Source organism: Halalkalibaculum sp. DA384 (assembly GCF_043951955.1).
Taxonomy (GTDB): Bacteria; Bacteroidota; Rhodothermia; order Balneolales; family Balneolaceae; genus JAMQKA01.
This window is the reverse complement of the sequence record NZ_JBINJE010000009.1, coordinates 122,453-135,402: the sequence shown is the minus strand read 5'-3', so window position 1 is coordinate 135,402 and position 12,950 is coordinate 122,453. Positions and strand designations below refer to the sequence as shown.

Genomic DNA, 12,950 nt, shown 5'->3' with positions numbered 1-12,950 from the left:
TAACCCGGATTATTCACCAAGAAATTTGGTTGTGCACGAGGCGAAGGAAACATGACCGCGGAATAGTACAGGTGTACAGTGAGCACCTCATGTTTACTTCAACGAAGTGCACGGCCCAATTTAGCAGCTATTTGTGAGGATACCCAAATTTGGGCTACCGGGTACTTCCGCTAGATATCATAATATCATTGGCTTATGTCGTAATTTGTTCTACTTCGTGAATAATCCGGGATAGGCCGGCTTGGTATGCCTCGCGGGTTACAATCAGAAAAGGCCGCTGCAACCAAATGCAGCGGCCTTTTTAAGTTTAGAGCAGGTCTTGTCTATTCTCCTTGTGGAGTAAGGGTTAAGGTCCACTGGAATCCCTCACCGCCACAGCAGGTTAGTGTAACATCCATGACGATTCTCCCGGTTTCTTGATTATAGGTGCCAGTAATATCAGCCGATACCCCTTGATCGGTATAGGCCGAAGGTGCAATAACCACTCCATTACCAACTACACTGAATGGATATGGCACCGCACCACCGAAAGCACCAGCGGCAAAGTCGGAAATGAGATTTCCATACTCAGTACCACCTTCAGTATAGGGAGGATCCAGATCCGTAATTTGAACGGTACCTGATCCGGAACCGAGGTCACCGGCAAGACTATAATCGTAGGTCCCTGTTTCTACAGGTACTTTAGCGTCAAAGTCAATAATGGTTATTGTCTGTTCTTTTTCGATTGGACCCTGACCAACCATCAGCTCCTCGCCACTGGCAGAAACAGCACTTTCAAGGGAGACCGTAAGATTTTTGTCTCCATCGATTTCGCCATCTCTCGGAAAGATCAGCTCCAGGGCGTATTCATCGTTGGAAGTTGTGGAATCCACATATTCGATGGTTACTGTACCTCCGTCGGGGCTGACATTCTCGTCATCTGTTTTCCAGTCGGTTTCATATTCTGCCGTTCCCGAAATGGAGAAGGTGACATCCACATCTTCCCCAATCGCCACGGGCAGTTCAAACACTACATCCAGGGTATCTCCTTCCAGAACCTGGCTGGTCGTGTCCTGCAGCTCTACATAGGGCGGTTGGGCAGTACTGCTGATATCGTACGGTTCATTTACGTTTTCGCAGCCGTAGAATAGCATCGTGGCTAAGGCCGCGGCCACTAAGACGAATGTTTTTAACAATTTCATAGGTAAGTCTCTTTAAATTAGATTAGGCAATTAGTTTTCAAACCACATCGGCGTGTCGTTTGACGGGCGACTTGGCGCATTGGGATTTGCAGAGAGCTCGTCCGGTGGATATGGAAATCGACGGATGATATTTCCAAGCAGCGCATTTTGCGGCACCGGCAGGTCGGGCACTTTCACCCTTCTCCACTGCGTCCAGTTTTCAGGCGCTTTTTCAAAGACATCGATATATTGCTGCTCATGGATGTCTTCAAGTGCCTGGGTTTGTCCCAGTGTACTCAGATCATCCAGGGCGTTGATGTAGTCGTCGCGCTCGCTGTCCGGAATGGACCCGGGCTTGTCATCAAAGTAATCCATACTTAATCGAATACCCTCTTCGTAGCTGACTTCTGCCTCATCTAAATCACCTTGGTTGGCATAGTATTCCGCTTCATAAAACCATACTTCAGAAGCGGTAACAATGCGGCTGGGCCAATCCTGGCGAATGATGTTTTGACTCAGCATGGAGGTTTCCCCGTCGTTGTAGTCAAATACCCCGGCTTCCTGCCCGAAGTATTCGCTGGTTTGCTGCGTACCGTCATCAAAATCAACGGCGTACTCAAAATAGGTGCCTAACCGTGGATCGCCATTATTGCCGAGATCTTTCATCAATGATACGAGAGGGTCACCGGCAAAAAGATACCCGTTTCCGTTCCCCGCATTGACAAATCCGGCAAACTGGTTATTCAGTTTCCAGAGGTTGTTGGCGTTGTTGGTTTCATTAAAGAACGGGATTTCCGCATTATCCGCGTTTGTGCGAATCAGGGGCTCATTTTCGAGCAGGTCCGCAATTTCGCTGTCTACCGAATTGTCCTTGTTCCTGATCAGCATAAGGATGCGAAGCTTCAGCGAGTTGCCGAATTTTTCCCATTTCGCCATATCACCTTTGTAGATCAGGTCGCCGTCGGTAACCCCGGCCAGCTCCGAACCGATCTCAATCTGGTCGACAGCCTCGGTCAAATCGGTTACCAGTCCGCGTAGAATCGTCTCCTGGTCATCAAAATTTGGCTGGGATATCTCGCTGTCCACGGCCTCGGTATAGGGAACCGCGCCAAACAGGACGGTCAGCTCGTAGAATACGTATGACTGCAGGATTTTGGCCTGCGCGGCAACGTTGTTGCGCACCGGATCGGCCGATTCAGCCTGTTGCCTGACAAGTTCCAGGTTTTTCAGCACATCTACGTAGTAGAAGCTCCAGGTGTTCCCGGTCATAAATGAACTGACGGCATAGGTCTCGGAGTCAGTAAACACACCGGTTGAACCGTTGGAGCTCCATATTTGCGCCCACAAGGTGTTGGAGGGACCAATTTCTATGGCCCGGTTGGACGCGATGTACCCGAGTGCAGTGGGGAACAGCAGGTCGCCTTCTACTTCAGTCGCAGCATTGGGATCTTCGTTGATATCAAGAAAATCGCTGCATCCTGCGGAAAAGAGTAGTACGAGTGCAAAAAAGGTTGCACTGACTTTTTTGAAAATTAAGTTCTTCATAATCTCTTTTTGCTTTTAAAATAAATAGTTGTTTAGAAAGAAATGCTGACGTTGGCCCCGAAGGAACGCACCGAGGGCAGGTTGTTCCACTCAATACCCTGGCCGTTGGAGGCCGAGCCGAACAAGCCGGTTTCCGGATCGATATGGGGAATCTCACTGTACAGCAGGAACAGGTTCCGGCCGGTGAGTCCAACCGAGGCGCGGCTGATCGGGGTATTTTGCAGTATGCGGCGCGGGAGGTTGTACGACAGGCTTATCTCCCTGAGTTTCACATAAGTGGCAGGAAATACATTGCCTTCATGGATAGAGCTACTGGAATAGCGCCCCCAGAAGTCTTCCATGCTTTGTACGGGCACGTCGTTGGGACGTGTGCCGGTAATATTTCCTTCGGCATCCCGGGAGGTTACAATAACACCGTCGTCAATGAAGGTGCCTTCGCGGTTTTCAAGTGTTTCTTCCACCACACCATCTCTTCGGAGTACGCCTACAGTTTGTGAGAACAGCGTTCCGCCCTGTTTCCAGTCTACCAGGAAGCTGAGGCCAATGTTCTTGTACTGGAACGTATTGTTAAACCCAACGGAGAAGTCTTGGTCAACGCTTCCAAGGCGGATGATGTCTCCTTCTCTTCTCAACCCGGTATTGGGGTCGATGACCGGCTTGCCCGTGGCCGGGTCGCGTTCAAACCCGGGACCGTAGAGGCCCAGCGATTTGCCGGGTTCCGCTTTGACCTGCAGGCTGCTGAAGCCGCTTTCAATGATGATCTCTTCCACACCGGGAGCCAGCGATTCAACGGTGTTGTTGTTCTTGGTGAAGTTCACATCCATATTCCAGCTTATGTCGCCGGCCCGAACCGGGGTGGTGTTCAGTGCAACCTCAATACCTTCGTTGGAAAGTTCACCAATGTTGGTTCTGCGGAGGCTGTAGCCCGTACTTTCCGGAATCGGGATAGAAATAATCTGGTCTTCGGTGTCGATTTTATACAGCGTGAAGTCGATACCGAACCGGCCGCCCCAGAATTGCAGTTCCGCTCCAACCTCGTAGGAGATCTGGTTTTGCGGTTTCAGGTCGGAAGGTGGAATAGTGCCGGTCGCCTCAAAGCCTACCTGCCCGCCAAAGGGGAAGGTGTTGTCGGTGCCGTACTGCCCGAAGAACGAACTTACCGGGAAGTAGCGGAAGTCGAGCTGGTAGGGATCTTCATCGCTGCCCACCTGCGCGTAATTCAGTCGCAGCTTACCGTAGGAGAGCAGGTCACTGTCTAGGTTCAGCCCTTCCGTAAAGATGAAGCTCAGGTTGGCCGAGGGATAGAAGAACGAGTTGTTATCCTTGGGCAGGGTCGAGCTCCAGTCATTACGCCCGGTAACTTCCAGGAACAGGTAGTCTCGGTAGCCGAGCGTCACATCCCCGTATACCCCAACGAGGCGGCGTTCAGAAAATTCGTTGGAAGGGGTGTTGGAGCCTGCATTGGCAAAGTTGTACAGGCCGTCAACCGTCAACTCCTGGGCTTCGTTGTTTTGAATTTGAAGCCTAGTAGTGTTGATATTGTGCCCCGCAATCGCCTTCAGGTTGAAATCCTCGGTCAGGTCTTTCTGGAAGGTCACAATGATGTCGCTGTTAAACTGGTAATTCTGGATGACATCCTGCGTGAACAGCCCGTTTTCACGACCAATGGTTCCTTTGGCATTTATATTGCGCCGGTCTTCGGTGTAAAAGTCGGTACCCACGCGAGCCGAAATGTTGAGGAACTCGTAGGGGTCGTACTGGATATTTCCGTGACCAAACACGCGGTCAATGCCGTTGGTGAATACATTTTCATTGGTGATCCAGTATGGATTGTTGGTGAATGAGCTAAGAGAATTCTGGCTTCCGTCTTCATTCAGGTAATCCTCCATATGGCTGTTGGCGATGGTCCGTGGAATGGTATTGACAAGCGAGGTCAGTACGTTCGGGTCGTTGCCGCCGGCTACCGCTTTACCCCTGGTTTCGGTTTTGACATAGTTGAATCCAACACGGGCTGTTAACTTGTCGCTCACCTTGCTTCCGGCGTTCAGCGACAGGTTTGTTTTTTCCAGGTTGCTATTGGGAATGATGCCTCCCTGGTCGGTACGGGTTACGCCCAACCGGAAGTCGCCATCCTCATCAGCGTTGGCAACAGAAACACTGTTGATGGCCGTAACGCCGCTGTCATAGAAGTTCTTGACGTTATCGGGATAGGCTTGCAGCGTAACGGTTTCTCCCCTGAAATCTTCAACTTCCTGGCCTTTTATGCGAGGGCCCCATCCATCCAGGTCTTCCACGTCGTATTTGCCCAGGTCTCCCTGTGCATACTCATTCTGGAAGTCCGGCAGTCGCAGCGGGTTGCTGGTGCGAACGGTCGAATTGATGTCAACAGAGACCCCGGAGCTTTCCCCGGTTTTGGTGGTAATCATAATGACCCCGTTTTTGGCGCGCTGACCGTAAAGGGCTGCCGCCGCCGCTCCTTTGAGGACTGAAATAGACTCCACGTCATTCGGGTTGATATCCGATGCCCGGTTTCCGACGTCAATAGCCCCGGTAAGACGATCTTGCGAGGTGCCGGATACGATATTTGCATTGGAAATGGGAATACCATCCACTACAAACAGGGGTTGGTTGTTCCCGGAAAGGGAGGCGATACCACGAATGACGATTCGCGAGGAGCCGCCAACGTTGCCGGACTGGTTGGTGATGGAAACACCGGGTACCTTGCCGGCCAGTGAATTAACAAAGTTGGTTTCTTTGGCTTTGTTAATCTCTTCGCCACCTACGCTGGTAACGCTGTAACCCAGCGATCGTCGTTCTTTTTCAATTTGCTGGGCGGTTACCACTACATCTTCCAATCCGATTAAGTCGGCCTGCATCTCGAAATTAATCTCGTTTTGGCCGGTGCTTACATCGATTGTTTGCTGGATTGTGGTATAGCCGATATAGGATACCCGAACCATGTAGGTGCCTACCGGAATATTGTTCAGGGTGTACTCCCCGTCAACATTGGTTGTCGTACCCCGTTCCAGGTTGGGGATGAAAATATTGGCACCCGGCACTGGTTCGCCAGACTGCTGATCCGTCACAACGCCGGTGATATCACCAGACTGTGCATAGGATATCGATACAGAGGCAAGTAGAATAACCCCTATGGATAGTAACTTTCTAAGCATAGATAACCTCGTTTTTATTGTAATTTAAGCAGGTATAACGGCAGGTGCAGATTATTGCATAAATAACCTATTCTCTATATACGGAATGGGAGATGTGATGATAAAATAACCCACGAACCTACTATTATACTATTTTAACGTATGTAAAATGGCCACTTTTTTGGGCCTCACTGACACCTCAAATTAAGGTATTTTTTTTGATAAATAAAACAATGTTCCGATAAATTGTGCTAAACACCCCATATGGGATAAATAAATATTACATCTATCGACATTGTATTAAATAAATTAGCTTTTATTCACTAATTGTTAAGTATAAAAGACCGCATGTTCTGTTAAATACTCCTGGTGAGTATTTGACCTGTAAGCCAGAGCTGAATTTGCTGGTATTGAATATTAAAATAACCCTGGTGGCGGCGCAGCAGGTAGTTGTCAAATGGGTAAAACCGCGATTTCAATTTTGATCGCTGGAAGGTATAGTTGTATTCGGGATCGCTGCGGTCGTAGGCGTACGACCAAGTCATCACATCCAGGTGGGTCTCCACATACCAGGGCGGGCCAAAGAGGATGTATATCATGCCGGTGTCGGTTTTCCATCCCTCCTTGAAGTTGGAAAACTGCTTGTTGGCCTCTTCAACCCGTGAGTAAAACATCTCGATAACACTCCGGGCTTCGTTCTTGTTTCCGATGTTGCTGAGCCAGAACCGGTCGATCTCCGCTTTTAGCGAATCGGAATCGTTGATCGCACTGAGCCGTTCATACTCGTCATCGTTCATGAGGTAGTGAAGGGGCCCCAACATCTCCTGGGCGGTTTTAATAGAGGGATAATTGGTGCTTTTTACGCTAAAATCACGTGCCTTGAAAAGAGGTTCCTCCTCCTCATCTCCGCTGGCGGTAACCTCAAAACGGTAGTTGCCGCGCCCCTGCTGGGGAAAGAAAAACTCAACGAGGACGCTGCCCGGCTGCGTCAACACGCGCCTGCTGGATTGTATGACCTCCTCCTCGTCATATTCAATGCCCTTGTACGAAATATTGGAGGGGCTGTAGTTATTGTAGTGCATGGGGCGGGCCACGCTGGTATCCGAATCATAACGGATCAGTTCGGTATCGATGGTCAGCGGGCTTTCTGATTTGTTGTTGGTAACCTGGAATACAAATTTCAGTGAATCGACCTTTCCGGGCACATCGTAAGTTGTGATCGGCAGCCAGGCGCCCTGATGTTCGTCTACCTGTTTGCCGAGCAGCCGAATGTTGGTCAGGTTGGAAATATTGTCTTCGGGATTCGGGATAAAGGTATTGGATGAGCGGGTGGTGTGCTTCCCGGAGTTCTGGTCGATGACCGTCAGGTTGATTTGGTAATCTCCCGGGGCAACCGGTATCTCTTTCTCAAAAGTGAAGACCTCCTGGCTGTATGTTATGTTGGGATCCTCCTTTTCAATGGTTACGGTAAAGCGCTCGGTATCGATAATATTTTCAGTGTCGGCCTGGTCCAGGATCTGCACTTCCAGGGCGATGTTGGCGGTTTGCATGTCCTCTACTTCCTTGTATACCAGGCTGCCATACACAATGTCGGCGGCCACGCTGATGTGGGGCTCGTCATTTTCATCCAGCAAGCCGATGGCGGAAAGCCTGACTTCCGGGAATCCCCCGCGGTATTGATAGGTTGATCCTCGTACGATGTCCGGGTTCATCGATTGGCTGCAGCCCATCATCAGGATGGAAGCCAGGAACAGAAGTGAAAGAATAGAGCGCATTATGGGACCCCTTTGTTTAACGGTTGCTCTATAATAACTAAATGTTAAACATGAAATTATACAAGCGTTAATTTGTAGTGTCAGGCTTTTGCTGAAACAGCTAAAACGGTAATTCTCAGTCGATGTCAATATCGCCTGTCAGGCATAATGCTAAAACCCGTAATAAGCCAAAACGTTCCATCCATGCGCGCACGAACAGAATAATAAAGCTTGACCACGGAATACCCAACAGGGGAGATAAGGCGAAAAAACGAGCAAAAAAAATTTTTTGAAGGTTCAAAAGATAGGCTAATTTTGTTTCCGCTTTGAGATTCCATATTTAGTGGGTCTTTTAAAAGCATCGGCATTTATATATTACCTTAACTCAAATTGGCGGACAGAAGCGATTTCTTCGATACTGTACAGCCGGTTGCGGACGGTGTAAGAGGATGCTGAAAAACGGCGGGTTCATACTTGATATGTGCAAAATTGCGCTTTTGAAATCCTCATCGACGAGGTATCATTCCCCCGGTTCTGGATTTGCGCAGGAGTTGCCCCTGGGCAGTACCGGGCTTTTTAAACGTCCTCTTTTAACAAGTTGAAATTCATTGTAAGTATTTAATCACCCTATATATATATTGATGTTACAAGGCGAAAGAAGAACGAAAATTGTTTGTACGCTGGGACCCAGTTCGAATACCGGGGAAGTTATTGAGCAGCTGATACGGAACGGAATGAATGTGGCTCGCTTGAATTTTTCCCATGGTACCCACCAGGATCACAAAGAGACCCTTGAACACATACGTCGTATCTCCAACAGGCTGAATGTAAGCGTGGCGGTTCTTGCGGACCTGCAGGGACCCAAAATAAGGGTCGGCACGATGAAGGATGAAGCCCAGGAAATTGAGACCGGCAGTTATGTGAAGTTGACATCCGAGGAGGTTGTTGGAACCTCCAAAACGATACCCATCGATTATTCCTACCTGAATAAAGATGCCCGCGAGGGAAATACCATTTTGATGGATGACGGCCTGCTGGAGCTGAAGGTCGTGAAGAAAACGGAGGAGCACCTCGAAGCGCAGGTGATTGTGGGAGGGCTGCTGAAGTCCAGAAAGGGGGTGAACCTTCCTGATGTTGATATTTCGATGGCCTCCCTTACGGAAAAGGATATTGAGGACCTGGAATTTGCGGTTGACCAGGATGTGGATTTTGTGGCGATGTCGTTTGTACGGAGTGCCGGTGATATCCAGGAGGTTATCTCGCGGGTACGGGCCAAAGAGAGCCAGGCCGGCATCATTGCAAAAATCGAGAAACCCGAAGCGGTTGAGGTGATCGACGAAATTATTGAAGAGTCCGATGGCATTATGGTGGCACGGGGCGATCTGGGTATCGAGCTGCCCAGTGAACGGGTCCCGCTGATTCAGAAGAAAATTATTGACCGGTGCCGCCGGGCCGGCAAGCCGGTTATTACCGCTACCCAGATGCTGGAATCGATGGTTAAAAATCCGCGGGCAACCCGGGCCGAAAGTTCTGACGTGGCCAACGCGGTGCTCGATGGAACCGATGCCGTTATGCTTTCCGGCGAAACAGCGGCGGGAGAGTACCCGGTGGAGTCACTGAAAACCATGGACAAGATATGTCGCTCGGTGGAATCCCAGGTGTCGCACATCTATAACAGCCTGGAGTATGTAAAACCGGAGTGGAAGGAGAAGCAGATCATTGAATCGCTGGCCTATTCCTGTATCTCCATGTCGGATAATGTTGAAGCCAAGGCGATCGCCACGATTACCCAGTCGGGGAACACGGCCCGCCGGATTGCCAAATTTCGCCCCAAGGTTACCATAGTGGCGTTCACCGAAACCGAAAAGATCCGCCGGCAGCTGGCCCTGGTGTGGGGGGTTCGCCCTGTCATTATCGACAGGATTTTTGACGAGGATACCGATCACACCGTCCGGGTGATGGAAAAGTATTTGACCGATCACGGGCTGGTCAGCAAGGGCGACCGCGTGATTATAGCCACCGGAATGCCGATAGCCAAAAGAGGCCGGACCAATATGATTAAAATAAGCTCGATTGAATAGTTTTTTGCTCTCCCGATACATGATACATGATACATGTTTCCTTTTGTTCAAGCCAAAAGAACACCCCCTTTTTTTAAAAAAGAGGGCTTTGCAAATCTCTCTATTCCTTGTTCTGAGTGAGTTATACTCCTGTTTAAAAGGGCACCAAGGTCGGTGGTACAATCCCCACCCAACAAAATAGCAGGTTCTGCAAAGGCCCCTTCAGAGAAAAATCTCCTGTTTCTTATTGGTGCTTCTTTTAGCCCGGATTATTCACGAAGCAGAACAAATTACATCTTAAGCCAATGATATTATTATATCTAGCGGAAATACCCGGTAGCTCAAATTTGGGTATTGTCACAAAGGCTGCGAAATTGGGCCGTGCACTTCGTTGAAGTAAAAATGAGGTGCTCACTGTACATCTGTACTGTTCCGCGGTCATTTTTCCTTCGCCTCGTGCACAACCAAATTTCCTGGTGAATAATCCGGGTTAGCGCAGTGATGTATCGCCAGGCGAATAAAAGCTAAACAAATTGTGATATTTGAGTTATTTTACGAAGTTCATTGACGAAATAAGGCCGAGGATCGGAAGGTATATTGAAAAAAGCATTCCAAATAGCAGTTCTCACCCTCTTGATGGGATGCGGGGGCGCACTCAAAAACTCCTGGATCGATTTCCGCGCTTACTACAACACCTATTACAATGCCAATGAGAGCTACCGGGCGGCACTTAAACAGCTTGCGGACCAACCCAGGGAGATTAATGTAAATGATCCAATCCGGGTTTTTCAACCCCCGTTGGGTTCGGCCGATCAGCAGTTTCAGGATGCGATTGACAAAGGTGCCCAGATCCTTAGAAAATTCCCGGAGTCGCGGTGGATTGACGAGACGCTCGAACTCATAGGCAAGTCGTATTACTACCGGCAGGAGTATTATTCTGCGCAGCAAAAGTTTGAGGAGCAGTACAACGTGGCGGAAACGCCGGAAATGCGCCAGCGTGCCGTAGTCTGGAAGAGCAGGGCCCTGCTCGATCTGCAGATGTACAGCGAGGGTGTCGTATTCCTGGAAGATCAGCTATCGAGCCTGTCAGGGGAGTGGAAACCGGAGCTTAGGGCAAAGGCGGAGGTCCTGCTTGCCGAGCATTACGTGCAACTGCAGCAGTGGGACCAGGTCGGGCAGCTGCTAACCCAGGCATTGCCGCGATTGCCCAAGGGAGCACTGAAGGCGAGAGCGCACTTTTTGCATGGTCAAATTCTAGAGATTGGAGAACAGTACGGAGCGGCGGCTGAAGCTTATGGAAAAGTCTCTGCCAATCGTCCCGGATTTACCCTGCTCTATTATGCCAACTACAAACAGGCTGAGGCGTTGCGTAAGATGGGGAACCTGGAACAGGCACTGGCGATCTTTGTCAAGATGAGCAGGGACGACAAAAATGTGGAGCGACTGCCCGAATTATACTATCAGATAGCCCGAACAGAAGAGGCGATGGGCAACTACGAGGCGGCCCGGCAAATTTATGAACAGGTACTGCGCAGTACCACCTACCAGGTGGAACGGGAAACGAGAGCCGATATTTACTACCGGCTGGGACAGATGTACACCAATAATCTGAATCGGTACAAGCTGGCTGCCGCCTACTACGACTCCTCTTCCTCTTTAAGGGATCGTTCGGAGCAGGGGGGCGCGCTGGAAGAATCCTTGAACACCAACATACTGGCGCAGGCGTATGGCCGGTACAGCGAGTTGCGAAACCGGATCAGTCACCTTGATAGTTTGCTGTGGCTCGGAAATCTGCCACAGGCCAGGTTCGATTCCGTGATTGCGGAGATACGCCGGCAGCGAATCCGGCAGCTGGAGGAGCAGGCCGAGGACCGCCGGCAGGATGCCAACGTCTTAACCAATGTGAATACCCTGGAGAGTGCGAACCGGGATAGCGGTACCTCCGGGACCTACGGCTTCCTGAATTATCAGAATAGCCGGCTTTTGACCGCGGCCCGCACGCAGTTCAGGGCGGTCTGGGGAGGACGCCCCCTGGTGGATAACTGGCGCCGGGCGGAGGCGATACGTGACGGAGACAGCCGGCAGGACAGCTCGCAGGAGGAGACGGTTGCTGAAGGGAATGGCTCCTCTCCGGATCAACCACATTCCCCGGTTGAGCTGGATCTTGGTGAAATTCCCTTTACCCCGGAGGAACGGAAAAAAACGCGGGACGAGATAGCCTCGGCAAAATTTGAGCTCGGCAACCTCTTCCTGCTGACGCTCCAGGAACAGGATAGCGCGGCCCATTACTTCCGTTCGGTCGTGGAACAACATCCCGGGCATGCCCTGGTCCCGAAGGCGCTGTATTCACTGTATGAATTGTATAACTCCGGGGGAGATCAGGACCAGGCGGAGCAGTGGGCCGCCCGGCTGAGAAGGGAGCACCCGGATTCCCCCTACACTCGTCGGCTGGATCAGCGTCTTGAAAAAAACGTTCCCCCGGGTCCGGCGCAAAAGGATTCGACAGATCTGAAGCTATCCCGGCAGATGAAAAATATTCTCTCTTCACCGGCTGCTACCGATGAAATTGCAAAAGAGTTGCGGAGCCTGGCGTTGGCAAACAAGGGGACCCCGGCTGCCCCGCTCGTTCATTACGAGTCCATAAAATACTACATCAGGCTGGCCCGCGGGCGGGACAGCATTAGGGTAAAACCGCCGTCATCAGATTCCCTGGCTACAGACTCTGCCAACACGGATGGCAGGGTTCCCCGGCTGGAGTATCGCGGAGCGTACTGGGATACCGTGCGCGCGGTACTAAATGAACATACCCGGAATTTTTCCAGTCAGCCGGCAGCCGAAAGGGTCATTAAACTCTCTGAAGCACTGGGAAAAATGGAGGAAAATCGGCCTCCTGAGGCGTTGTCGACCTGCCGGGAGCTGGGTCTGGAACCGAAGATAAAGGGAGGAATAAGCCAGTTTTTGACAAATGTTGAACTACCGGAAGATCTTGAAGGTGAATCCCCCCCGGGCACAATCGATTACTCCTTTCTGATTACTGCGGAAGGGACAGTGGAAGAGTTTCAACGGGTATCCGCGAAACCAGGAGCGGGTATCGAGGAAGCTTTTGCACGGGCGATACGGGAGCACCTGGAATTCATCCGTATGAACCTGGATCGAGGCATGAAAAGGGTGCGGTGCAAGTTTTCTTTCCCTGTTTCCGGACAGGCTGAAAGATAGGGAGCAAGAAGGTGATAAGACCGCAGACGCTCGGAGGGCTATTCAGGCGGCAGGTCTCACGCA

At 50.6% G+C, this 12,950-nt stretch carries 6 protein-coding genes; 2 read left to right on the top strand and 4 right to left on the bottom strand.

Features of this window, described 5'->3' with window-relative positions:
• Positions 1 to 323: 323 nt before the first annotated feature.
• The 4 genes from ACG2E4_RS07465 to ACG2E4_RS07450 all read right to left on the bottom strand — a co-directional run bounded on the left by ACG2E4_RS07465 (position 324) and on the right by ACG2E4_RS07450 (position 7,632).
• Positions 324 to 1,181 (bottom strand): hypothetical protein, encoded by an 858-nt coding sequence (locus tag ACG2E4_RS07465; RefSeq protein WP_395276165.1) that lies wholly within the window; start codon positions 1,179 to 1,181, stop codon positions 324 to 326.
• Between the two features lie 30 nt (positions 1,182 to 1,211).
• Entirely contained in the window at positions 1,212 to 2,705 is a 1,494-nt protein-coding gene (locus tag ACG2E4_RS07460) for a SusD/RagB family nutrient-binding outer membrane lipoprotein (protein ID WP_395276164.1), read from the bottom strand.
• A gap of 32 nt (positions 2,706 to 2,737) precedes the next feature.
• Positions 2,738 to 5,878 carry a SusC/RagA family TonB-linked outer membrane protein gene (locus ACG2E4_RS07455; protein WP_395276163.1) on the bottom strand — a complete coding sequence of 1,047 codons (3,141 nt, stop codon included), beginning with the start codon at positions 5,876 to 5,878 and terminating at the stop codon, positions 2,738 to 2,740.
• Positions 5,879 to 6,213: 335 nt separating this feature from the next.
• Positions 6,214 to 7,632 (bottom strand): GWxTD domain-containing protein, encoded by a 1,419-nt coding sequence (locus tag ACG2E4_RS07450; RefSeq protein ID WP_395276162.1) that lies wholly within the window; start codon positions 7,630 to 7,632, stop codon positions 6,214 to 6,216.
• Between the two features lie 620 nt (positions 7,633 to 8,252).
• On the opposite strand from ACG2E4_RS07450, the gene pyk reads away from it, so the two are divergent.
• Positions 8,253 to 9,692 (top strand): pyruvate kinase, encoded by a 1,440-nt coding sequence (gene pyk / locus ACG2E4_RS07445; RefSeq protein WP_395276161.1) that lies wholly within the window; start codon positions 8,253 to 8,255, stop codon positions 9,690 to 9,692.
• A gap of 576 nt (positions 9,693 to 10,268) precedes the next feature.
• A complete protein-coding gene (locus tag ACG2E4_RS07440) occupies positions 10,269 to 12,887 on the top strand; it encodes a tetratricopeptide repeat protein (RefSeq protein WP_395276160.1) in 2,619 nt (872 codons plus the stop codon).
• The last annotated feature ends 63 nt before the right edge of the window (positions 12,888 to 12,950 follow it).

Excerpts from the sequence above, each read along its gene's own strand:
- pyk (WP_395276161.1), top strand. The coding sequence starts at position 8,253 with ATGTTACAAGGCGAAAGAAGAACGAAAATTGTTTGTACGCTGGGACCC.
- ACG2E4_RS07455 (WP_395276163.1), bottom strand. The coding sequence starts at position 5,878 with ATGCTTAGAAAGTTACTATCCATAGGGGTTATTCTACTTGCCTCTGTA.
- ACG2E4_RS07450 (WP_395276162.1), bottom strand. The coding sequence starts at position 7,632 with ATGCGCTCTATTCTTTCACTTCTGTTCCTGGCTTCCATCCTGATGATG.
- ACG2E4_RS07460 (WP_395276164.1), bottom strand. The coding sequence starts at position 2,705 with ATGAAGAACTTAATTTTCAAAAAAGTCAGTGCAACCTTTTTTGCACTC.
- ACG2E4_RS07465 (WP_395276165.1), bottom strand. The coding sequence starts at position 1,181 with ATGAAATTGTTAAAAACATTCGTCTTAGTGGCCGCGGCCTTAGCCACG.